At 47.5% G+C, this 23,471-nt stretch carries 17 protein-coding genes and 1 pseudogene; 9 read left to right on the forward strand and 9 right to left on the reverse strand.

All coding sequences use genetic code 11. The annotated features are described in order from the left end of the window. Positions 1-149 precede the first annotated feature (149 nt). The 7 genes from VK70_RS09490 (at position 150) to VK70_RS09520 (ending at position 8,314) form a co-directional block, all read left to right on the forward strand. Positions 150-440 (forward strand): hypothetical protein, encoded by a 291-nt coding sequence (locus VK70_RS09490; protein ID WP_025695390.1) that lies wholly within the window; start codon positions 150-152, stop codon positions 438-440. Between the two features lie 66 nt (positions 441-506). Next, positions 507-1,115, forward strand: a complete 609-nt coding sequence (locus VK70_RS09495) for a class F sortase (RefSeq protein WP_025695391.1) — start codon at positions 507-509, stop codon at positions 1,113-1,115. Positions 1,116-1,137: 22 nt separating this feature from the next. Beyond that, positions 1,138-2,244: an amidase domain-containing protein gene (locus VK70_RS09500; RefSeq protein WP_025695392.1), complete on the forward strand. Its 1,107-nt coding sequence runs from the start codon at positions 1,138-1,140 to the stop codon at positions 2,242-2,244. 92 nt (positions 2,245-2,336) lie between these two features. Then, the gene (locus tag VK70_RS09505; protein WP_025695393.1) at positions 2,337-3,839 is read left to right on the forward strand and encodes an oligosaccharide flippase family protein; all 1,503 of its coding nucleotides are present in this window, start codon (positions 2,337-2,339) and stop codon (positions 3,837-3,839) included. Positions 3,840-3,958: 119 nt separating this feature from the next. Further along, positions 3,959-5,887, forward strand: a complete 1,929-nt coding sequence (gene cooS, locus VK70_RS09510; protein WP_201778751.1) for an anaerobic carbon-monoxide dehydrogenase catalytic subunit — start codon at positions 3,959-3,961, stop codon at positions 5,885-5,887. Between the two features lie 22 nt (positions 5,888-5,909). Next, complete coding sequence (locus VK70_RS09515) at positions 5,910-6,731, forward strand: ATP-binding protein (RefSeq protein WP_025695551.1); 822 nt, start codon at positions 5,910-5,912, stop codon at positions 6,729-6,731. 89 nt (positions 6,732-6,820) lie between these two features. Next, complete coding sequence (locus VK70_RS09520; protein ID WP_025695552.1) at positions 6,821-8,314, forward strand: serine hydrolase domain-containing protein; 1,494 nt, start codon at positions 6,821-6,823, stop codon at positions 8,312-8,314. A gap of 73 nt (positions 8,315-8,387) precedes the next feature. On the opposite strand, the gene VK70_RS09525 is transcribed toward VK70_RS09520, so the two are convergent. Beyond that, positions 8,388-8,963, reverse strand: a complete 576-nt coding sequence (locus tag VK70_RS09525; RefSeq protein WP_036640441.1) for a CGNR zinc finger domain-containing protein — start codon at positions 8,961-8,963, stop codon at positions 8,388-8,390. Between the two features lie 207 nt (positions 8,964-9,170). On the opposite strand from VK70_RS09525, the gene VK70_RS09530 reads away from it, so the two are divergent. Next, positions 9,171-10,145, forward strand: coding sequence for a 1-aminocyclopropane-1-carboxylate deaminase/D-cysteine desulfhydrase (locus tag VK70_RS09530; protein WP_233277838.1), 975 nt, complete (start codon positions 9,171-9,173; stop codon positions 10,143-10,145). Positions 10,146-10,178: 33 nt separating this feature from the next. Further along, positions 10,179-10,694, forward strand: a complete 516-nt coding sequence (locus VK70_RS09535; protein ID WP_036640447.1) for a DinB family protein — start codon at positions 10,179-10,181, stop codon at positions 10,692-10,694. Between the two features lie 235 nt (positions 10,695-10,929). Here the strand turns inward: VK70_RS09535 and VK70_RS09540 are convergent, their stop codons facing one another. The 8 genes and pseudogenes from VK70_RS09540 to VK70_RS09575 all read right to left on the reverse strand — a co-directional run bounded on the left by VK70_RS09540 (position 10,930) and on the right by VK70_RS09575 (position 23,464). After that, entirely contained in the window at positions 10,930-11,499 is a 570-nt protein-coding gene (locus VK70_RS09540; RefSeq protein WP_025695553.1) for a dihydrofolate reductase family protein, read from the reverse strand. 92 nt (positions 11,500-11,591) lie between these two features. After that, complete coding sequence (locus VK70_RS09545) at positions 11,592-12,599, reverse strand: hypothetical protein (protein WP_025695554.1); 1,008 nt, start codon at positions 12,597-12,599, stop codon at positions 11,592-11,594. A 147-nt stretch (positions 12,600-12,746) separates the two neighbouring features. Then, the gene (locus VK70_RS09550; protein ID WP_025695555.1) at positions 12,747-13,340 is read right to left on the reverse strand and encodes a TetR/AcrR family transcriptional regulator; all 594 of its coding nucleotides are present in this window, start codon (positions 13,338-13,340) and stop codon (positions 12,747-12,749) included. 299 nt (positions 13,341-13,639) lie between these two features. Then, positions 13,640-14,623, reverse strand: coding sequence for an alpha/beta fold hydrolase (locus tag VK70_RS09555; RefSeq protein ID WP_025695556.1), 984 nt, complete (start codon positions 14,621-14,623; stop codon positions 13,640-13,642). A gap of 605 nt (positions 14,624-15,228) precedes the next feature. Beyond that, positions 15,229-16,211 (reverse strand): annotated as a pseudogene (locus VK70_RS09560) (alpha/beta hydrolase). 54 nt (positions 16,212-16,265) lie between these two features. Then, a complete protein-coding gene (locus VK70_RS09565) occupies positions 16,266-17,030 on the reverse strand; it encodes an RHS repeat domain-containing protein (protein WP_233277801.1) in 765 nt (254 codons plus the stop codon). A gap of 202 nt (positions 17,031-17,232) precedes the next feature. After that, complete coding sequence (locus VK70_RS09570) at positions 17,233-17,817, reverse strand: hypothetical protein (protein WP_025696740.1); 585 nt, start codon at positions 17,815-17,817, stop codon at positions 17,233-17,235. Next, positions 17,807-23,464, reverse strand: a complete 5,658-nt coding sequence (locus VK70_RS09575; protein ID WP_025696742.1) for a DUF6531 domain-containing protein — start codon at positions 23,462-23,464, stop codon at positions 17,807-17,809. The genes VK70_RS09570 and VK70_RS09575 overlap by 11 nt, the downstream gene beginning before the upstream one ends. Positions 23,465-23,471 lie beyond the last annotated feature (7 nt).

Below are 23,471 nucleotides of genomic sequence, written 5' to 3' on the forward strand. Positions count from 1 at the left end.
TGTTAATTAAATCCAAATTATGGGTTACTTTATTTACCTTACTATATCTCATCATCTTAATAAAGGATTGGGAAAGGATTCCATTAATAACTTAAGCTCTGCCGGAGATATTAAGCAAGGGAAAAACATTTATTGAGGAGGAGTATGACATGAAAAAGGCAGCTGTAATTGCTTTATCCACTTGCTTGTTCCTTACAGCTTCGGCAGCAACGGCATTTGCATCGACCGAACCGGTGGGAACGAAGAAAATTGAGCACAAAATTCATGTAAAAGAACACAAGCTTCATGCTAAAGAACACAAATTGCATGCAAAAGAACACCACAAAATGAAGGCACATAAACTGCACGCAAAAGAGAAAGGCAAAGCACACAAGCTGCACGCTAAAAGCATTAAGCCTAAAGCCTTGCCAAAATCAGGTTATGGCGGAGTAAGCGAGTAAGCATCAAGCTAACGGAAAGAGGAAACCCTGTATTTCCTCTTTCCGATCTAAAAAAGGAAGATGGCTATGAAAAGAATAAAAACCTCTACGCTCTTGCTTCTTGTTCTTGTCTTATTATTGACGTCAGGATGTCAAAGGACAGAAACAATCGAAACGAAGAGTGATCGGCCAGCACCTTCTTCAAAAATAATTTCTTCGAAAACGGAAACGAAACTGGAAAAAAAGCCAATTGCCATCATTCCGAACCGCTTATGGATTCCATCTATTGGGCTAATGGCCCCGGTCAAACCTGTCGGGCTGCTAAAGAATGGGCAGTTGGAAGTTCCTAAGTCCAGTGAAGTGGCAGGGGTATTTATAGAAGGTGTACTGCCTGGACAACCGGGAAACGCGATTATAGCTGGGCATGTGGACAATTATAAAGGGCCGGCTATTTTTTACCCGCTTAAAAAGCTAAAACCCGAAGACCCTGTGCTTCTTTCAGATGAGGTAGGAAATTATCTTGTATTCAGAGTTGTAGCAGTGGAATCCTATCCGACAGCTAAGGCCCCTTTGGAGAAAATCTTCGGGGATACGAATCAAAGCCAATTAAATTTAATTACTTGCACAGGTAAGTACAACCGGAAAAAGAAAGAGCATGAAAAAAGATTAGTCGTTTACACGCGATTGATAAAATAATTGTTACGGTGGGGGGAGACATATGCAAAGAACGCTGCACATGTGCTTAGTTATAGCGATTTTTCTGCTGTTGTTTGGAGCTGAACCTGTATCGGGTGCTGAGAATTCGGAGACAGAGGTAAGGGAATTTCTAACTCAGTTATTTGCTGCCCGATCTGAATTTGTAACGAACATGCCATCCGGGCTTGAGAAGTATTATGATCAGAAATACGGTTCAAGCCGTCATGCTTACCGGGTTGAAGCTAACAGAAATACATATCTTCATGCATGGGGAGAGCATAGAGGCATTCACTTTGTGGATTCCCAAAGCCGAATCCGGATTACACGAATCCGAATCGAAGGGGATACTGCCCAAGTTACGCTCACCCATTCCCAAAAACTAAGTTATATGTACGCAAATAAAATTTTGCCAACGCAATGGTTCGGTCTGGGAACATGGCATACCCTTACTTTGAAAAAAAATAAAGGGGAATGGATCGTTTTAAAAGAGTGGTACTTAGATCCGCTGAACGAAAATCCAAAGCATATACCGGGAACCCCAGAAGAAACGGAGGCTTTTCCTGCCAAGAAAGAGGAAATCCAGGACGGAAAAAAATATAAGCGGCAGAAAGCAGTGGCTTATGCGAATAAATATGCGGGCTCAGCCTGGGGGGCCGGAAATAAAGGGCGTTACAATCCAAAATATTTAAATTATAACGGCAAGGGTGGGGACTGTACGAATTTTGCTTCTCAAGTCGTTGGCGATCAGGAGGAAGGCGGGGCGCTTAAGATGTCAGGCCCTTGGCGGTATTATTATTCATCAGGAGGCAACAGCACTTGGGTACAGACAGATTCATTCAAGAACTTTATTGTTCACTCCGGATACGGCAGGGTTATTGCGCAAGGGGGATTTTCAGATCTTGTAAAGTTTACCCGCCAAAATCCGGATGGTGCTTTTGCCAAACTGTTCCCAGGGGATCTAATTGCCCACGTTATTAATAATGACGTCGATCACTTTTCGATTGTAACGGGGTTTGACGACAATGGCTATCCGCTTGTGAACTCTCATACTGCAGACCGCTTTAGGGCGCCGTTTGATTTGGGTTGGGATAAAAAAACAAAATACATTCTGATCCATATCAACGATTAAAATCTCGGACGCATAAGCCTTGATCATAACATACCGCATCGTCTGCCGTCATAAGATGGTAAGGACGAGTCGTACATGATTGAGGTGAATGAATGAGGTCCTCCCTGTTCATAAAGCAAACGACATTTCGGGTAAGTACTATAGTGATGGTAAAAGCCATCGGTCTAATTGGAAGGATTTCCCTAACAAGGCTCATCGGCGCAGAGGGAATTGGTCTGTATCAGATCGCCTATTCCTATTATGGTTTAGCTTTAATGGTGATTACTGGGGGCTTGCCGACTGCACTGGCCTTATATACGGCGAGGCATCCCCAACATAGCTGGGTTTGGTTTAAAAATATTTCTATTTATTTAGTCCTTATGGGGGGGAGTATTAGCATGCTCTCCTTTTATTTTTCCGGTGGCATATCGCAGCTTTTGGGCAATCCGGAGCTGTATTATTTCATCCGTTGTTTGGCGCCGGCGCTCTTCGCAGTTCCTTTGTTAAGTTTACTCAGGGGCTATTTGCAAGGCATGGAACGCTACAATGTCATCGCCGTCTCTGAACTTATTGAACAGGCGGTTCGAGTTCTGTTCATGCTGGCGCTTGTTTTTCTTCTTTTACCTAATGGCCCGGCTTTTGCGGCGGGAAAAAGTATGTTAGGTACGCTATTCGGCGCATTATCTGCTTTTTTCGTATTGATTCTATATTTTTTTTATTATAGCAATCAGCAGAGTAGTATCTCGAGCACTCAAAAATATACCCTTTTTAGAACAGACCTCAAGTGGTTTTTTCACAGTTCTTTTATTATATCCCTTACACGGCTGCTCACTCCGCTATCGGATGTTCTGGATGCTATTATTATCCCCGGCAGATTGCAGGTTGCGGGATATTCCACTGCGCAGGCGACATCTATGTTTGGCGTCCTAACAGGTATGGCGGTACTTATTGTCTATATGCCAACCATTGCTACTGCGGCCCTGTCTCACACATTAACCATGAAGCTGGTAACAGACTGGCGGGAGCGAAAATATGACCTGTTTAATCGGCGAACCAGACTGGCTTTGGAAGCGGGTTGGGTCTGGGGCTGCTCATCCAGCTTGTTCCTTTTCGTATATAATACGGAAGTTTCTTGCATCCTTTTTGGATCAGCCGAAGCGGCCGAGCCGATTAAATATCTGTCTATCATTCCTCTGCTTGTAGGTTTGCGGGAAATCAGTACGAGCATACTTTGGGCACAGGACCGTAAGACGGCACCGCTCTTTGGCCTTGTTAGCGGGATAGGTATTGCGGTTACACTTCACTATTTTCTCGTAGCGATCCCCGGATTCAATTACTTGGGAGCTTCGGTTGGCATCCTCGTATTAGAGATTATAGCCGTAGGTTGGAATTTAAAGTCGTTATTGCCTGTTCTGAAAAAGATAAACTATTCTAAACTGCTCGCAGATTCAGTTATCGTGATAGGAGCAATGATGATTGTCCTACTGGTCTCAAGCATACATGTACTTCACGGTTTCTCTGAAAATATCCGGGCCCTTATAGGGATGGCTTTATATGGCGGTATGATCATCTCTTATATTTACTTGCGATTTATAGCAAAAGGGGGGGACTCATAAGTCATAGAAATGACCGCTGTGACCAAATAGAATCGACAGCCACACTATCCGGTGATACAATTCCAATAGATTAGGATGCTATTATTTGGAATTCGTTCAAAAGAGAGAGGATGGATAAGGTGGCTAAGTTAAGAGAACCGGAAGAGGTCTCCAAGGATACGCAGGTTCAGCAAATGCTGGCGGTTGCAAGAAGCAGAGGGATCGAAACGGCTTTTGATCGTGCCGATCAGATGGCGGCGAGGTGTCCGTTCGGGTCGGCCGGCCTCTGCTGCCGTTCCTGCTTGGAAGGTCCCTGCCGGATTGTCCCGAACGGAAGCGGGCCGAGGCGCGGAGTTTGCGGTGCGGATGCGGATACATTAGTCGCGCGAAGTCTCCTGAACACGATGATTCAGGGAGCGGCGGGCCATGCCGAGCATGGACGGGAAGTCGCGGAGGCTTTGCTGAAGACGGCGGAAGGGAAGGCTCCATATGTGATTCGGGATGTCGGCAAATTGATGCGGGTCGCGAAAGGCTTGAACCTGGAGACGGAAGGGAAATCCATTAACGAAGTCGCAAAAGCTGTGGCGCTTGCGGCGCTTGAGGATTTTCAAAAGCATGAGGGTGTAATGAACTGGATTACGTATCGGGGTCATCAAAAATCACGCGAAATCTGGGATAAGCTTGGCATCACCCCCGTGAATGCCCACCTTGAAATCGCAAAAGCGGTTACGAGAAACGCCATGGGCGGCGACGCCGATCCGCTCAACCTGCTGTTGGGCTCGGTTACAATGGGGCTGGTCGACGGCTACAGCGGACTGCATTTGTCCTCCGATCTGCAGGATATTCTGTTCGGGACGCCGAAAGCGGTCAAATTCAATTACTCGCTTGCGGTGCTCGATGAGAAGCAGATCAATATCGCGGTGCATGGCCATATTCCGCTGCTGTCGGAGAAAATCGTGGAGTGGGCGCGAATACTTGAGCGTAACGCCCTGACCGTCGGTGCGGAAGGGATCAATATTGTCGGTGTCTGCTGCACGGGCAATGAGCTGTTAATGCGCCAGGGGGTGCATGCCGCTTCCAGTTTCTCTTCTCAGGAGCTGGTTATCGTAACTGGCGCACTCGAGGCGATGGTTGTCGATATCCAGTGTATTATGCCGGGAATCCAGCAGGTGGCGGAATGTTATCATACCGAAATCATCACAACGATTCCGCATGTCAAAATTCCCGGTGCGACGCATGTGAACTTTGAACCGGAATACGCGGATGAGGCGGCCAGGGAGATCGTGGAGCGAGCAATCCGTAATTTTGCAAAACGGGACCGGGCCAAAGTCGTTATCCCGACCGGTGCGGTGGAGGCCCATGCCGGATTTTCCGTTGAACAAATTTGTGAAGTGACCGCAAAAATCAATGCGGACAAGCCTTTACAGCCGCTGATCGACGCGATCAAAGACGGGACTATCCGCGGCGTTGCGGCAGTAATCGGGTGTACCAACCCGCGGGAGCCGCAAGATATAGGCAACGTCACCGTGGCAAGAGAGCTGCTCAAAAACAATGTGCTCGTTGTGACCACTGGCTGCGCCGCGCATTCGCTGGCAAAATACGGGCTGATGAATGAAAGCGGGCTTGAAGCGTGCGGCGACAGCTTGAAGGCTTTACTACGGCAGCTCGGACAGCATGCGGGCTTGACCGCACTGCCGCCGGCTCTTCACATGGGCAGCTGCGTGGATAATTCCAGACCGCTGGATTTGTTGTCGGCGATTGCGGATGAACTGGATGTTCCGGTCTCCAGCCTTCCAGCGGTTGGCAGTTGTCCGGAAACGCATAGCCCAAAGGCGCTTACGATCGGTACTTATTTTATTGCACATGGTGTAGACGTTCATGTCGGCGTAGACCCGCAGGTGTCTGGTTCGAATCTGGTCACCCGGACGCTCACCGGAAGCCGCGAGGATCAAGGCATTACGATGGATGGGCTGTTCGGAGGGAAACTAATCGTCGAAAGTGACCCTGTGAAAGCGGCCGCCATCTTACTTGAACGGATTGATATGAAACGCAAAGCGTTAGGGATTTGAAAGATAAGGGAGGGGAAGGAGAATGACACAGGCCTTAAAAATCGCAATTTCGGGCAAAGGCGGCGTGGGAAAAACTACGGTGGCCGCGATGTTCTCTCATTTGCTTAGGAAAAAAGGGCACCGTGTGCTGGCCATTGACGCGGATCAGGATGCCAATTTGGGGATGGCGTTAGGCTTCAACAGGGAGGAATTATCGGAAATCCGCACCATCGCTGATGACCGGGATTTAATCAAGAAGAAGACCGGAGGCGAGCCGGGCGTTAGCGGCAGCTGGTTCTCGCTGAACCCGAAGGTCGACGATATTCCAGAGGATTATGTAGTGAGCAAAGACGGCATCAGGCTGCTGCAAATGGGCGGAGCATCCAAGGGCGGCGCCGGCTGCGCCTGTCCGCAGAGCACACTGCTGAAAACCCTGCTCAATTACCTGGTGACCGAGGAAAACGATGCGGTAATTATCGATTTTGAAGCGGGACTGGAGCATCTTGGGCGTTCGACCGCCAAAAACGTGGATGCGCTGATCCTCGTAATCGAGCCGGGAAGCCGAAGTCTGGAGACGGCAAAATCCGTCATTCGCTTGGCGAAGGATATTGGCATCGAACAATTTTATTTGATTCAAAATAAATGGATGGAGGGACTAAGCAGCACCGACGTGTCTTTTTCCGAGGATGAACGAGTGACTTTACTTGGCAGCATTCCATATCATCCGGACTTTGTATCCGCTGATCGGGAAGGTACGGCGGTATATAGCGCTTTGGATGATGGGCTTATTTCTTGTTTCGAGCAAATGCTGGACCGGCTGTTGGAAGAGATGAGCGGTTCTCAAAAAAGCGTTCAGATCCGTTAAGTATTTTTCGGGCTGGAATCATGGGGCCGCCTTGTAAGCGTCTGCGGCGGCTACATGATAAGCATAGATTTGATCAAGGAGAATCGTTTATGAAATCATCTGTAAAAATTGGCATGCTATTGATGATTGTTGTTATGATGGCAGTTAGCGGTTTTTCACCGATAATAGCTAGCGCTGTGTCAAATGAAAAAATACAGAAGATCGAACAGTTTGTTGAAGAACAAAGAAGCATGAGTAAAACTCCAGGGATTTCGGTAGTTATTGTAGAGAAAGGGAAAACGGTATACCAGAAAGGTTTTGGTTACGCCGATGTAAAGCTGAAAAAACCGGTGACTGGCAATACTTTATTTGAATTAGGTTCAACAACCAAAGCTTTCACCGCTTTAGCCATTTTGCAATTGGAACAAGAGGGTTTGTTAAAACGTAGCGATGATGTCCAGAAGTATATACCATGGTTGAAATTAACTTATAATGGGGCGCCACAAACGATTACTTTAAATCAGTTGCTTCATCATACTAGCGGAATAGCTTTCAATTCAATAGCGCTTATTCCTGAGAGTAATGCGGATAATGCCCTTGAGCTAACCGTAAAAAGATTACAGAGCCAGCAGCTCAATCGTAAGCCGGGCAGCTCTTTCGAATACGCGACAATCAATTACGACGTATTAGGACTTGTAATCGAGATTGTAACAAAGAAGCCTTATGATGTTTATATGAAGCAGCATATTCTGGAACCGATCGGAATGAAAGGCTCGTTTGTTGGGCTGCATCAAGTACAATCCGTTGAGATGGCTGCCGGATATAAAATAGGATTTATGAAAGCGCAAATGTACACTCCGCCGGTTTATCGGGGGAATATTCCAGCAGGATATATTATCAGCAATACGAATGATATAGCGAAATGGATGAACCTTCAGTTAGGAATCGACCCGAGCCATTCTATTGACAAACAGCTAATATACGAATCACATATCCCTGACGAGACCGTAGAGCCTTTCGATGAAAATACCCGCTACGCGTACGGATGGGAAATCCTTAAAGAAAACGATAAAAAATATATACTTCATGACGGAGAGAACCCGACATTTTCGTCTTATTTCATTATGCAGCCCGATGAACAATTGGGGGTAGTCATTTTGGCCAATATGAAAACGAGCTTTACGACCTCCATAGGCCAAGGAGTGATGGATCTGTGGGAGGGAAAGAACGTATCCAATAACCATATTGATAGCTACCAAAAGTTAGATCAAATCTTGACGATCATATGTATATTCATCGGCTGTGTCGGCGTGTCATTCACGTTGTTATCGCTAAGAGTCATGAGGAAGCTGGCACAAAAACAACGGAATTGGACTTCGTTAAATGGAAAGAGGCTATGGCTGTTCGTATTACATACATTGATCGTTGCAGCAAGTATGACATTTATGATTTTGGCTCCGAAAATTTTTCTTGGTGGATTGCCTTGGGCATTTATAAAAGTATGGGCCCCAGCTACGATCCCATTGACTCTTTATAGTGTCTTTGCCGTAGGTGCCATCTATTTTATTTTTGGATCATTGCTCGTTTTTACCAAGAGACAATAGAATAGGAACTCTGGAATTCCAAAGGAGAGCCATCACTCAAAAAGTGCTGGCTCTTTTTTTCGCTTCTCTGTTGTTAAGAGCGATCCTTGTGGCGTGCTGCTTTCATACGGTTTCCACATATTTTCATAGAGCACCACTTACGTTTTCCTGTAGCATCCATAAACATCCATAAACATTTAGGATTGGAGCATCGATGAAGAGTGGCAAGCTTGCCATTTGCCAGCAGCTCCAGTGCGTCATAAGCGATAAGGGAGAGAAGCGCATTTGCATACGGTCCACAGGGAATGGGTATGAGCTTATTTCCCTTGATCGCAAAGGTAAAAGGAGCGTGATTGATATATCTCTCCAATGAATGAATCCAATGCTCGTCTACTTGCTGCCCATCTACGATGTCCTGAAATCCCTTTCGCAAAAGACCTCTAAGCTCTTTAAGAGCAAATACGGATTCTTGTGAAAAATGGACATGATCGTTTGGTGAGAATTGTTCGGCATGGATGACCTGCTCGGAGAACATGTGTTCAAACCAAGAATAAACTTGCTGGTCGGTCTCAAGCAGATCATGTCTTTTTCCTCTACGATTTTCTTCTGTATTAACCAAATTCAAAGCTAAAGAGTCTGAAAGAAACTGAAATTTTTCTTGAACAGCCATTGAATCGGATCACCTTTCGCTGTGTTTTCTAACTCCATTATACATGCATAAAGGGTTAATTAAAAAGAGGAAAGCTATTAACTAACCCTTTAATATTATATTGACAGGTTAGTTTATTGGAAATTATAATGGGTTACGTTGAACAGGAAAAGCTCAGAAAGTAAGGGGGAATATGGAATGAATAATATCTCAGCTCTGCCTCGTGTCATGTTAGGATCGTGGCCTACTCCCTTACAGCCTGCCGACCAGCTATCTAGGCAATTAGGCTGCCGGTTATTTTTCAAAAGGGAAGACATGACTGGCCTGGGAGGAGGGGGGAATAAAGCAAGAAAGCTTGAATTTCAATTAGGTCAAGCCATCGTGAATGGAGCAACCCACATTATTACGACCGGAGCCGTCCAATCCAATCATGCCCAGCTAACCGCTGCTGCTGCCAGAAAGCTCGGGCTAGAACCTCATTTGGTATTAAGCGGCCAGCCTGACGATCAACGCCGCGGTAATTTGTACTTGGATCACCTGATGGATTCGGAACTTACCTTCGTAAGCCCGCCAGCCGGCCGACCGTCTTTGGAAGTAATTAATGAAACGATGGTGCAAATTGCCAAGACCATAACTAACGAGGGCGGAACCCCGTACCTAATTCCGGAAGGAGGGACGGATGCGCTCGGGACAGTTGGGTATATCTTGGCTGTCAAGGAGTTGGTTCAGCAGATCAGCACTATGCAGATGGATGCCAAACGTATTCTTATTGCAGTCGCGACGGGAACTTGCGGGACACATGCCGGATTAATCGCGGGTTCAAGCATTATTCCGAATAACTTTGAGATTTTGGGTGTAAGTGTAAGCGGGAATACGGATATCAAAAAAGCAAAAACGGCCAGAATTGCTACGGAAACATTGAAACTGGCCGGGTATGAGCAGACGATAGACGAGGGACAAGTGTGGATCGAAGATCGCTTTATCGGATCGAGGTACGCAGATATTACCGAGGCCTGCCGCAGCGCAATCCATCTAACCGCGCGATCAGAAGGGATTTTCCTGGATCCGGTATACACAGGCAAAGCCATGGCGGCTTTGGTTCATATGGGGCAGAACGGACAATTGTCCAGGTATGATGCGGTTATTTTTATTCACACCGGCGGGTTACCTTTACTTTTTAACTATGACTACGCCGTTCAGTAATTCATAATTCATCAATCGAGGAGTGACACGCATATGCCAAATGAAAATGTACAAACAAATATGAGCATTGAAGTGGGGAAAGATTTAAAAGTAATTGCAGAAGGGCTCTTGGATGACGTATTTAAAATTGTTCGAAATCTTCCTCCTGAAGCTCTTAATTGGACACCCCAACAAATGAAAAATAGTCCCTTTGTCTTGACATACCACTTGCTGGGATCGGCCGCTTATTGGATCGGAGATGTCGTAGGGGGAATTCCCACAGATAGAGTTCGCGCTAATGAATTCGGTGTTCAGGGAGATCATAAAGAACTGGAAAAACTGTTGGAAGATACAAAAAACCGCTTGGCAAAAACGTTTGATAGCTTAACTGAAACGAATTTATTGCCTGCACCTATTGATTTAAGCCGGGGTGTCTTATGCTGGGGAGAGGTTCCTCCGGAAGGACGCACTTCCGTCTGGGTATTAGTTCATGACCTTTGCCATATTGCTTACACACTGGGGCAGCTGGAGAGAATTAATCGGATTTGGGAATCTCGTTTAGAGAATTGATATACATATAACGAAAATTTGTCAGAGCAAATCAGTTATGAAAAACGGAATCCAGAGAAATGACAACTGGAATCCGTTTTTTTGTAGATCGGTAATCGGTAACTTGTGGTTTAATTAGGACTTCTTCACAAAACCCGTATTTTGTACATATATCATTAAATCGATTTAATCCCTGGGCTGCCGATCGTCCGCGGCAGCCCTTTGGTGTAGAATGTTAGCGGAACACCTTGTACGGCTATTTCTCCAACTCATAGCGGGCCGCGATAATGCCCGACTTGAACGTTCGGCTGGACAGCAGCTTGAGCCTGATTTTCTCGCCGCCGCCGTCGAATACCGATTTTCCGCCGCCCAGGACGACCGGACAAATTGTAAGCAGGAATTCGTCGATCAGGCCGAGCTTAAGCAGCGTCTTCGCCGCTCCCGGGCTGCCGAAGATAACGAGATTTTTGCCGGGCTGCTCCTTGAGTACTTTGATTTCCTCTGCGATATTGTTCTTGATCAGCATCGTATTGTTCCATTCCACCTTGTCCATCGTGCCGGAAATGACGATCTTCTTAACATCCTGCAGCCATTTGGCATGCTCCATACCATGCCTCGACGCATTCGGATTGTCCAGCACCGTGGGCCAGTAGCTCTCCATCAAGCGATACGTCGTGCGTCCGTAAACGGGAGCTCCGACTTCGGCTACGATCTCCTCGGCGTATTTCTCTAATTCCTCGTTGTACGGAATCCAATCGAGTCCTCCGTTCGAATCCGACGCATACCCGTCCAGCGACACATGCATGAACAATACGAGTTTTCTCATGTCCGTTTCTCCTCCGATTTCGAATTTATTTTGTTCGATTTTTTTGGCCGTCGGCCTGCATTTCATCCTACTGTTACGTTCATTATAAATCATTACGTTACGTAAGGCTCAAGTGGAAATCTGAATTTTTTTGAAGACAACAATGTTGCGCAAAACTGCCATCTGCTATCCACGTCATACTGTACTTCTGGGATAGTGTTTGATTTACAGGATTCCTTAAGCATCTTCAGAATTTCCGCCATAAACTTGAAAGCTTCTTCCGGCATATAATAATTGTCCGGCTCTTCTCTTCCTTTAGGAATTAGTCGGAAAATGTAATTTTTCCTCGGCGGACTAACGCTTTTATCAACCGTCACTACACAGCAGTCCTTATCGCAACTTATCTGCATCAGTTCATTTATCCTGGCACCAGAGGATGTTATAATGTCTAGTGCGAATCTAGTGAACATACATGCCACATAAATTGGTTCGATGTTAATCAGAAGTTTGTTCGTTAGCCTGGCAGTTCGTGTGGTTTCAAACCCCTGAATTAACAGCCCGGGATTTCGAGGCAAAAATGGAGCAGTTGTCTTCCCACCATCTTCTATCTCGTATCCCCAATGATTGAGGTAATTCACTACTTTTTCTTTATGCTCGTCTTCAGACCCGTCCTCTAGCTTTTCTGCTTTGACGAACTTGAGAACACAGTCTTCATCTTTGAACTCTCTGTAACCCTTCTTCTCTCCATGGAACTGCCCAAAACCTTTCAGGTCTCTAAGAATGAAGTGCCAGCGTTCCCCAACATATTCAGATTCATCATATTGAAACTCCATTGGGAGCGGCAATCGATGCTCTCTAACGTCCGCAATCGCCTTACGGAAAGCTTCTCGCAGCCGGCTCACCTGATTCCATCTTAGATGTCCCTCTGCTCTTATTTCAGGTAATATAGGCGTTATAGCTGAAGTGTCTTCCTTCCGCTTGGTTTTCGCATTTGTGATCGCCTTCGTGCGTGCGCTAAAATCTCGATTGTCGTAAGGGAGATTAGGAAGCATATACACGGAAAGTTCAGCTTGCTTTTCATCGCTGAATTTCGTGCCCAACCATTTTTTCAGGTTAAACATAATCTAGCTCAATTGTAACTGGACGTTTTCCTATTCCCCGAAAATTCTGAATGATCAATTGCTTCAGTCTAGGTCGCCCTTGATTCACTGGTTCCTCCAAAAGTTATTGCACAGATTCAAAACCTTGTAATATCAACAATTTATTCATTAATTAAATGAACGAGTGGTTGGAGTCAAAGTCACCATGTAGTTTGAGACGAGCGAATCATAATAACCTATCTCACCTGAAGTCCTAGACATTAATTGGGCACCTTGTACAAAAGCAATTAGTGTCTTCGCTTGCTCTAAGGCACCGTTGGAAAATGTGAGTTCACCTTCTAATTTTCCTTGGTTGAGTACATACTCAATCCAAGTCGTATTGGCATCAAAAAAATTATTTAATTCGTCACGAATTTCGGCTGGAAAAGAATTCAACTCAGCAGCCATCATTGAACATAAACAAAGCTTAGTGTTCTTTTCCAGTGTTTCACGGTAAAGTCCAAAAAAAGATTGTAATTTCTGTCGCCAACTAATAGGCTGTTCATGGATTTGTTGAAGTTTATCCATGAACTCTCTACGGTATCGAATCAGAACAGCCTGCACCAGAGCTTGTTTAGATGGAAAGTGATAATGGATGCTCGCTTTTCGAATTCCTATTGCTTCAGCAATGTCAGCATAACTAAACCCGTTATAACCCCGCTCTTGAACTAGGGTGAGACCTGAATCCATAATTTCTTGTAATGTATTTTTCTTATTTTTCATATTTGAAATCTACCATCCAGCAAGTTTACTATAAAGGTTTCCTCCTTTCCGTCAAATTACAGAAAAGGCTAACCACACAACGTGATTAGCCCCCAAAAGAATTTTTTTTAATTTGAAACCACATAATAACTGGGATAAGCAGTAACGATAAGATTCCACCTGCGTATCCTTTGACCTTTCTGCTTCAGCTATAGCCTTAGATACAAGAAAAGGATATTGTCCCTCGACATCCCAGCCTTTTTTTATAACAAAAAAACCGTTAATCCGGTACTCAGATTAACGGTCTAAAATTCAATTGTTTATTTTATTCCGCCTATAAAATCCCTTATTTTCCCAGAGATTTCTTTTGGATGGGAACGATATAAATAATGTCCCGCGTCCAATAAGACCATTTCTCCATGTACAGACTCCTCTATTTGCTTCTCATGTTCGGGGATCCATCGGTCCGTCACAGGGTGATTCGCTTGGACAAAGAAAAGGACAGGTAAATTGGAAGGAAAAGTCAGCTGTTCTGCTGCTTTAAAGTTGGAATACATGCTCACTGCCTCATTTAATTGAGTATTATTATACATGTTTTTGTGTATCAAAATGTTCAATTGTTCTTTAGTTTGTTCATCATAGGGCAGTCCATCATAAGGGTCAGCACTCAGTTTCAATTGTAAACGGGCGAAGCCCAAGTTGCGGAACCATTTAATCGGTTCTGTCACTGACGAATCAATCTTCTGTTCTCTCAACGAGGGAACACTGCTATCCAGCCCGATAAACGCTCTCACTTCGTTCGGATATTGGTTCACATAATCCAGACTATAGATCCCCGAAATGGAATGAGCCATGAGAATATAACGATCTATATGGAGACTTTGTAACGCTTCATGAATTTCACTTACGATATTTGCTGTACTGCGCTCCTTCTGGGTTTGGTCGCTCAAACCGTAACCAAATGGTTCAATCACGACGACTTTATAATAAGGGATTAACTCTGATATGAGTGGCTTAAAATCAAGTGCAGGTGCCGCTGTTCCATAACCAGGAAGAAGCACTACGGTTTCTTCGCCTTGACCTTGAATGAAAACATTCATCTGTTTTCCATCTACAGACACATGCTGACCGTACTGTTCCATTCTTTTTTGTTCTGAATGACTGCTGATTTTGTTTACGGTATACACGATGGCGATAAAAAGTAGGATGGCTATAACTACTGCGACGATTACTTTTAGTAAAATATGTAGCACTCTCTTTGTTTTTGTACTATTCCTTACTTCCTTTCCCACTGGTTGTGTCAAACTCTTCAGCTCCTCTTGTTATTTGTACAGTGGCCTTGCGGTCCACTAATATGCAAGTATAGCCAACCAAGATGTCCTCTCAATGAATATAATATGAACGGAGCATGAACAAAGTTTTAATGGTTACTCCATTAATAACATGTTCAGAAAACGAGTGTCTGTATATAAACTTAAAATGAGAGTAACTTAGGGCCAAACTGAAGCTCCTGCAAATGCAACCTTGGTACCGAGCGACAGAATCGTTGCCTTCATGCCCTTCCCGCTTACTTGAGAACCAAGCACGGTACCAATGCTTGTTTCCCGAAAATAAGTAAATCATTGGAAATAGTCTAAACAATAAGTCCGGATAATAGTCGCTTCTCGTTGCAACGCATGTTAAGACAACTTCGCCTGATGTATTCGGATAATGAAAAGGCATGCGATGGTACGCAGTTGCATCGCTCATGAGCATATTCAGACAGCACAATTTCACGATGAATTCGGGACTCCCGAGATTCGCCGCCCCGGCTTCCGATGCTTGGGCTGAGGGAATCCGTTACGGTCGAATCGCAAAACAAAGAAACCACGGCACCGAGTTCAGCATCGCAGTTTAATTATCAACCATACTATTGGATTTGCTTCATGTACTCTTTGAATTCCTCGGCGATTTCTTTGAATTTCGTATGATGCAGGTAATGTGAACCTTCCATGGGGATCATTTTGCCCTGTGCGGATTGATTGACTTGCTCCTCATGCAGCGGAACCCACTGCTCATTGTTCTCGTTATTCGATTGAACGAAGAGAAGCAACGGCAAATCATGAGGGTAGGTGAGTTGTTCTCCATTTTTGAAATTGGAACCGAGGTGTCTCAACTCATCCATCATCGTTGGATTGCTCGTGACTTGATTCGAAATCAAACGCATCTGTTCTTTGGTATGCTCATCGAATGCAAGCGACTCATATGGATCTCCGCTCACTTTTTTGAGCAATCTCATCAGACCTGATTCTTGAAGAAACTGCATGGATTTCAAAGGCAATTTGACATCCATGCCGGGTTGATTAGGAACGCTGCTATCGATGCCGACAAAAGCAAGAACTTCATCCGGATAGGTGTTCACATAGGACACTCCGTAAAGTCCCGCGATGGAATGTCCCATCAGAACGTAACGGTCAATACCCAGCTGCTGCACAGCTTTGTGAACTTCGCTGACGATATTCTCTGTTGTTCTTTCTTTCTCGGTTTCGTCGCTCAACCCATAACCGAAAGGCTCGATCGCTACTACTTTGTAATTTGGAGACAATTCATCGATCAACAATTTGAAATCAAGCGCAGGCGACGGGGTTCCTTGTCCCGGAAGGAGGACGACAGTCTGTTCGCCACTGCCTTGAATGAGCACATTCATTTTTTTCCATCCACATTGACATACTGGCCATACGATTCGATTTTCTTTTTCTCGATCCCGTTACTGATTGCATTAAAGACAAATGCGATGCCCATGAACAGCACAAGCGCCCCGAGAATACCTCCAAGTATTTTTAACCATAAGTTCCGTTTCTTGCGGTTTTTGGTCCCAGCTTTTTTTATTTCCACCATTATTGTCACGTTCATCTTCTCCTGTCCTTGTATCTGTAGAGCCACCTTGGCGACATATTTAAAGTGTAATCAAGCAAGATGTTCCCTTCGTGACGGCAATATGAACGGAATATGAACTAGCACAAAAAAGGAGGCGACGGGGTTGGCGCGATCGGTACGCCGGGCGCGTCGGTGGCCAGCTGCGCAACGTAGCTGCAGCTGGCTTGCCAGTCTATCCTGAAAAACTTTTTCAATTCGTCTTCCAAGCGGGTCATACGTGAACATTACTTCCTTGCCATCGGGCCGCACGACCTTGCTCATCATGCCGTTACCGTAGTATTTGTAGCGCCAATGCGTGCCGTCCGGCTCGATTTTCTCAACCAGATTGCCTTCTTCGTCATAGCTGTAGCTGGTTCCTTCGAACTCCAGAAGACGCCCGCCGGGACTGTATGTCCGGTCTTTTTTGTGGCCGCTGCTGTACAAGTTGCCCACATCATCGGCCATGCGGAATATCTTGTCGAAGGGATTCGTTTCCCCGATCAGATTGCCGAAATCATCATAGTTATACTGGGTTTTGTGCCCGGTCAGTTCGTTCACCATCGACTTCAGACGATAGTTGACGTTCCATTCGTACCTTCTCTTTCGGCTTTCTCGTCCGCCTGTCTTGACGCTGTGCTGTTCAGGGCGCCCGGCATCATCATAGTGCCACTCGCTGACCACATCGCCAGGTAGCAGCCGCTCGATTTCCTGTCCCGGCGCATTGTAGGTCATCTGCGCGGCCCATGGTGTGCTATTCGCCGTGGATGCGTCGCTACCTCCGTCCCGCTGGGCCTGCATTCGGCTTACTTGCCCCAATAGATCACGCTCCATGGTGATATGAGCGCCCAGGCTGCTGGTTATTTCCGTCCGGTTGCCAACTTCATCGTATTGGCTGTTTACATAAAGGTCTAAATTAGCATACCGAAGTCGAACATTATAGGGCATCACTAAGTTGTAGAAAAAAAGAACCCCCAAACGCATAGTACTCGTAGGGGGAGCTTTAACGATTTATATCGTTTTATTTCTTTCTTAACGGATCAACTATAAAATTGTATTCATCAATACTCTTCGTAAAAATAAATGTTGGCAACTCCGAACCTCTTTGAAAGTTCAAAATATATCCATAGTCAGCTTCTGCGCCCTTATTAGGCTCACAATAACCTGTAATGCTTACTCCATAATTTCCCATTGGGATTTTTGTATAATCGTTTGAGGTAGATCGTTCGTCAAGATAGTTTTCATAATTCACATAAAATTCCTCTTCCCAATCCATTATAGCTTCAATATCAGATATAATTACTACCTCACTAGATACCCTTAAGGGAAATGTTTGTGTTTCAAACAATTTCCATTCCATTGGGATGGGAACATCACTTTTGTTTTCAAGATTTATAAAAATGTTATAATCCAATTCAGGAATAGGGTACATAGGAATAATAGCTCCTCGTTTAATGACCTCTTCCCCAACTTCTTCATTTTCATTAAAGAATGTTATCAAATCTGAAGTAGCTATTTTTTTTTCATTTAGATAATCAGTCAATGTTACTGGATCAAAAATCACAATTCCCGGAAAATCTAATGTTATTCTAAGCTTACTTCCCATTACATAACTCCCCTAATTTTAGTTTTTGTTTTCTATCCCATTCTATCGATTTGTTTAAAGCTCCTTGAATGGTAACATTTTTGGCTAATATCTCTCCTGTATTTGGAATTTTCATATAGCCTCTTTGTTTAAATGGTGAGTAAGCCTTGTTTAATTTTTCAATAAGTTCTGTTGCAGTTCCTTTGAATGATCCTTTAAATGGAACGCCTTCCTTTCTTACTGCTTCATGAAGTTCTTTATGCAACATATCGGAACCCTCTAATTCATAAGGGTACCATGAAGGGGAATCATGCGTTGTGCCTAAGAGTGGGAAACCGTGTTTATTAGCATGAACCCTCGGCATTGCGTGATGCCCCATTCCTGAAGACTTAAGCAACTTCCAAAAAGGCATCAAACCAAATGGATCAAACAACTTTAACGGATCATGCACATACCCATACAACGTTGGGTTATTCCCGGCTAACCCTATCGGGTCCTGCTGGATATACATCCCTTCATGCGGCGAATAGTACCGGAAACGGTTATAGTACAGCCCTGTTTCTTCATCCTCGTACTGACCCGGATACCGGAACGGACATGCGCCTCGCGTTCCTTGAAGGTCAAAATTCTGAACCTTCCCATAGATGTCCAACTCGCACGCCCACACTCGTTCGCCTGTCTCGTTATACATCTCCACAGGCGTACCGATATGATCCGTAACGATGCTATACTGACCTTCGGCTGTCAGTTTCGCTGCCGGGCTAAACGTTCCGTCTTCAAACACCCATGTAGTGAGTGATTGCGGATCTTCATTCCACTCATGCAGGATCGTATTCCCATCCCACACAAAGCTTGTCTTGACCCCATCATACACTTTTTCGATCCGCCTTCCAAGCGGGTCATAGGTGAACGTCACTTCCTTGTCCTCCGGGCGTACCACTTTGCTCATCATGCCGTTGCCGTAATATTCGTAGCGCCAATGCGTGCCGTCCGGTTCTATTTTCTCAATCAGATTGCCTTCTTCGTCATAGCTGTAATGTGTTCCTTCGAATTCCAGCAGACGCCCGCCGGGACCGTATGTCCGGTCTGTTTTGTGGCCGCTGCTGTACAAGTTGCCCACATCATCGGCCATGCGGAATATCTTGTCGAAGGGATTCGTTGCCCCGATCAGATTGCCGAAATCATCATAGTTGTACTGGATTTTGTGCCCGGTCAGTTCATTCACCATCGACTTCAGACGGTAGTTGGCGTTCCATCCGTACCTTCTCTTTCGGCTTTCCCGTACACCTGTCTTCACGCTATGCTGTTCAGGCCGTCCGGCTTCATCATACCGCCATTCACTGATCACACCGCCAGGCAGCAGCCGTTCGATTTCCTGTCCCAACGTATTGTATGTCATCTGCGCGGCCCAAGGCGCAGCAGTCGCTGGGGATGCGTCGCTGCCGCCGTCCCGCTGGGCCTGCATCCGGCTTACTTGCCCCAATAGATCACGCTCCATGGTGATATGAGCACCCAGGCTGCTGCTTACTACCGTCCGGTTACCCAGCTCATCATACTGGCTGGCTATCCAATACTGATCGCGCCATTCCTTGGTCACACGCCCTACTCGGTCACGCTCGAATTTGAGGGTGGCGTAAGGGTTGGCGGTCTCCATTAGTTCCCCGATGCGGTTATACCCAAACGTCTCCACCAGGCCGTCACTGTATTCCGCTTTGGTCACGCGACCCATGAGGTCATGGCTGAAGTCCGTCCATCTGCCGCCCGGTCGTTCCACCTTCTGCAATAGGCCGCCTGGACTTCGTACATATTGTCTTTGGATTCCGTCGAATCCCGTTTCTCGAACAATGTTTCCATTCGCATCATGCTCCAGCACATAGCGCTCGCCTCGTTCATTGATCACTTCGGTCAGTTCTTCTTCCTTGTTATAGGCAAGCTCGATGCGTTTGCCCTTTTCTTCGCGCCACGTCAATTTCCCAAGCGGAGTATAGCCAAATGCCACGCGGTGCTGGTTGTCTTCCGCCAGAACCACTTCCTCATAGGCATTGTATTGCAGCCGAAGCACATTGCCGTCCGGCAGTTCGGCGTGCACGACCCGCCCCAGTGAATCGTACACAAACGTCTGCTTCGCTCCGAGCGGATTCATCTCCTGCACACATTCCCCCCGGTGGTTGTACGTCCACTTCCCGCTTGTATCATCCGGCAAGGTCACTTGAACCAGGTTGTCTTGCTCGTCGTAGGCGAGCTTCGTTATCGCGCCCTGCGGGCTTTTCACTTCGCTGATCCGATGACGCTCGTCATAGGCTAGGAGGGTCGCCGTTTGGTCGGCCTCCGTTATTTCCCTAACCCGGCCCTGTTCGTCATATTGCCAGGTTCGGATGCCGCCCTCGGGATCGGTCACTTGCGCCAGCCGGCCGGCTGTGTCATAGGTAAAGCTCCATACGCCTCCATCCGGCTGTATGTCCTCAACCAGCCGTCCGAACTCGTCATGCCCATACCGGGATACCCGGCCTTCCGCATCCGTTTCGCTCACCAGTTCTCCCAGTTCGCTGTACGCATATTCCACGACACCACCCAGCGGATCGACGATCCGGGTACAATAATACTCGGGATTATAATCATAACGCGTCGCATGCCCTTGGCTGTTCGTCGTTTCATTCCATCCGTCATGGTAGGCGATTCGTCCTTCCAAGAGTCCGTCATCCCCATACGTATGAACGCAGCGCGCTCCTGTTGTCGGGCTGTCATAGCGCCAGTGGAAGCTGTACCCGTTGCGGTCTTTCTTCCTTAACATCAGGTGCTGGTCGTAATACATCTCGGTTGTCTGTCCCAGCGCATCCGTCACCGCAACAAGATCGCCGACTTCGTTGTACCGGTACTGCACCAATACCTCGCGCTGTTCACTGGAGGCGTTGTTTGAATGGGGGTGGTACACATAGATGACTTTCGTGATCCGTCCGGCTTCATCGGTCTTGATGTCCAGCACCCGGCCTACGCTGTCGGTCACCTGCTGCAAGTAGCCGCGCGCATCATAGGTCAAGACGATCCGACGGCAAAACTCATCCTCGATGCGAGTCAGACGATACGGCTTGGCTGCTTCCTCCTCCGGTGAAGCCTGATCGGTATTGCCTTCCTGCTGAAGCGGTTTGCTTATGCGATACCCAAGGCCGCGTATCTCCTGCGACTCCTCTGCTGTCCTGCGCTGGACCTCTGCCGTCTTCACCGCTCCCGACGGGCGATTCGCTGTGATCGCAGACTCGAAGACATACGTCAGGCGGCTTTCTTCCTCCACCATCGCATACCCGGTGCCTTCGCGGCGCAAGACGAGCCGTTCTTTCGGGTTCCGCGTTTCCATCAGGCCCCGGTGCAAGCGTTCAAATCCCACTGGTCGCCCATCCGCTAACAGCACGCCGATGCAGTCGTCCAGTACTTCCAGCCGCATATCGAAGCTGTGATGCACGCCATGTCCAAGCCATCCTTGATGGCGGCTGTCACTAATCCAGCGGCGCTCCCAACGGAGCGGCAAGGGACTCGGGAACTCGAAGTCGGTCGCTTCGCTCATCATCCGCCCGGTAATCAGGTCTACCGGCTCGAAGCCCCACTTGCAGAACTTGTCCTTCAGCCCTTTGGTGCATTGGAATTTACTTAATACTTTGTGGTTAAAAGCCGTCAGCGCTTTCTTCGCGCCGGATTTCTCCAATGCCTTGTCGAGTAGCGCCTTGCTCTTCTCCGCGAGCTTCTGCTCCATCGCCGCCAGCTTCTTGGCCAGCAGGTCCTTCAAGGCATCGGCCTGGCCCTTCAGCTTCCGCGCTCCGGTCAGCACTTTGTTCAGTGAGCTTCTGCCGAACTGGACAGCCCTTTTTGCTGCGGCCCGGCCGATTTTCCCGGCCATTTTCCCCGCAAGCTTGCCGCCTGCTTTCACCGCCGCCTTAGCCGCTACCTTCGCCACGCCCTTCGCCGCCAGCTTCGCTGCGCCAAATGCCGCGCCCCCGAAAGGCAGCATCGTGCCGATGGATAACGCCGCGCCGAAAAAGTCGCCCCGGCAGAGGCTCACGACCGCACTTGCGGCTCCCGCGATGACGCCAAGTCCTGGCACCATGCTTAGCACATCCAGCGCGGTGCCCAGCTTCTCCAGGAAGCCGTCCCGCTCCTTGTCGCTTTTGGCTTGCTCCGCCTCCGGATTGCTTAAGGGCTCGAAGGATTGCCGTTCACTTCCGATCATCGTGACCTCCGGCCCGGTCACATCGGTCGTATCGTTGAGGATCAGGCTGCTTTGCCCGCCGGCGATCCACAGCTCTTCTTCCGCTTCCGCCCGAAACCTTTTCAGCTCACTAAAGGCCATCTCCTGTTCCGCCGTCAGCACGATGTCTTTGTCGCTTTGCAGCGTGATGCCGCCTTCTTCCCCGATGGTGACGAATAGTGCACCTTCCTTCGCCGTAAACGAAATATCTGTCGTTCCAAGCTCAAATTCCTTCCCCCCGCCGGTAGCAAACGATTTGACAGTGGAGTCAGCCATTTTCTTGTTTGCTTTCTCCGCCGCCTCCCCTTGCGGGGAGAATGGGGTCCGCACCGACTGGATCAGCATCGCGTCCGCTTCCTCATGGCTCGGGAAATACAGCTTGATCCTGGAGCCAATCGGCGGCATGGCGTGAAAGATGTGGCTCGCTGGGGAGGAATACGGGAACCAGACCGCTTCCTGCTCCGGCTGGGCTTCGTCGATATCCAGATGCACCTTCGCTTTCTTGACTCCGATGGCGAGAATGCGCCCTTCCATGGCCAATCCTGCCAAGTTTTCGTTGTAGCGCTTATTCTGACGAAGTCCTGCGGGCGTCGTACACAAATACGTAAACTCCAACATCCCTTTGTTCAGCTGGCCCAAGGTCCCTGCGACCACAAACCGGCGTCCGGCCGCTTCCACTTCGGACCCAAGCCCGAGCCACTCATCCATTCGCACCATAAAGCGGGTAAAGTCCTGCTCCTGGAAGCCCTCGGCCCCCGTTTGCACAGCGGTCAGGAATGACTCTACGTCATGCTCAATTTGGTACAATCCTTCTTCCAGCTTCACATGCTGCTTTACCGTCGGTGTGCCGATCCATACCCGCGGCTCATGGGTGCTGACATCCGACGTCACCACGGCCCCCGCATGGGAAGCAACCCGCTGAATAAAGTCCCAGTCGGTCTCTTCGTACTGGAGCAGCAGATCGCCAATCGAAGCTCCGTGCCCAAAGGCATCCGTTTCCAGAAAATCACCGCCCGGATACGCATGGATCACTTCTTTCAGCACGTCGGTATACGCCATATCCGCATGCTGGAAGGAACGGCTTATCCGCTTGACATCCATCTGATAGGAATGCGAGATGATGTCCACCCGGACAGTCCATACATCGTGGATGCGATCCGCCTGAATGTCGTGCAGCTGGCCTAAAAACAACGGGTAGTCAGCCTGCCCTTCCCGAACCGCATACAGCCCGGCCTGGTCGCGGCTGCTGCCTTGCCGCACCAGCTCATGGCTGTCCTCCTCGCTCATGACGCCCTGAAGCTGCAAGACTGCATGCATGCCGGGGAATCGCTTCATCTTCACTTCCTCAAGCCGCAGCTTTCCATACGGCCATTTGAGCGCGATGTCCTGCACGGTCAAGCCTGACAGGCGCTCCCATTCATTTCCTAACATGTCTTTT

Origin of the sequence: Paenibacillus durus ATCC 35681 (genome assembly GCF_000993825.1) — a bacterium.
Lineage (GTDB): Bacteria > Bacillota > Bacilli > Paenibacillales > Paenibacillaceae > Paenibacillus_AQ > Paenibacillus_AQ durus_B.

Coding starts and splice junctions, on each gene's coding strand:
- VK70_RS09490 (WP_025695390.1), top strand. CDS start 150: ATGAAAAAGGCAGCTGTAATTGCTTTATCCACTTGCTTGTTCCTTACA.
- VK70_RS09495 (WP_025695391.1), top strand. CDS start 507: ATGAAAAGAATAAAAACCTCTACGCTCTTGCTTCTTGTTCTTGTCTTA.
- VK70_RS09500 (WP_025695392.1), top strand. CDS start 1,138: ATGCAAAGAACGCTGCACATGTGCTTAGTTATAGCGATTTTTCTGCTG.
- VK70_RS09505 (WP_025695393.1), top strand. CDS start 2,337: ATGAGGTCCTCCCTGTTCATAAAGCAAACGACATTTCGGGTAAGTACT.
- VK70_RS09515 (WP_025695551.1), top strand. CDS start 5,910: ATGACACAGGCCTTAAAAATCGCAATTTCGGGCAAAGGCGGCGTGGGA.
- VK70_RS09520 (WP_025695552.1), top strand. CDS start 6,821: ATGAAATCATCTGTAAAAATTGGCATGCTATTGATGATTGTTGTTATG.
- VK70_RS09525 (WP_036640441.1), bottom strand. CDS start 8,963: ATGGCTGTTCAAGAAAAATTTCAGTTTCTTTCAGACTCTTTAGCTTTG.
- VK70_RS09530 (WP_233277838.1), top strand. CDS start 9,171: ATGTTAGGATCGTGGCCTACTCCCTTACAGCCTGCCGACCAGCTATCT.
- VK70_RS09535 (WP_036640447.1), top strand. CDS start 10,179: ATGCCAAATGAAAATGTACAAACAAATATGAGCATTGAAGTGGGGAAA.
- VK70_RS09540 (WP_025695553.1), bottom strand. CDS start 11,499: ATGAGAAAACTCGTATTGTTCATGCATGTGTCGCTGGACGGGTATGCG.
- VK70_RS09545 (WP_025695554.1), bottom strand. CDS start 12,599: ATGTTTAACCTGAAAAAATGGTTGGGCACGAAATTCAGCGATGAAAAG.
- VK70_RS09550 (WP_025695555.1), bottom strand. CDS start 13,340: ATGAAAAATAAGAAAAATACATTACAAGAAATTATGGATTCAGGTCTC.
- VK70_RS09570 (WP_025696740.1), bottom strand. CDS start 17,817: ATGGGAAGTAAGCTTAGAATAACATTAGATTTTCCGGGAATTGTGATT.
- VK70_RS09575 (WP_025696742.1), bottom strand. CDS start 23,464: ATGTTAGGAAATGAATGGGAGCGCCTGTCAGGCTTGACCGTGCAGGAC.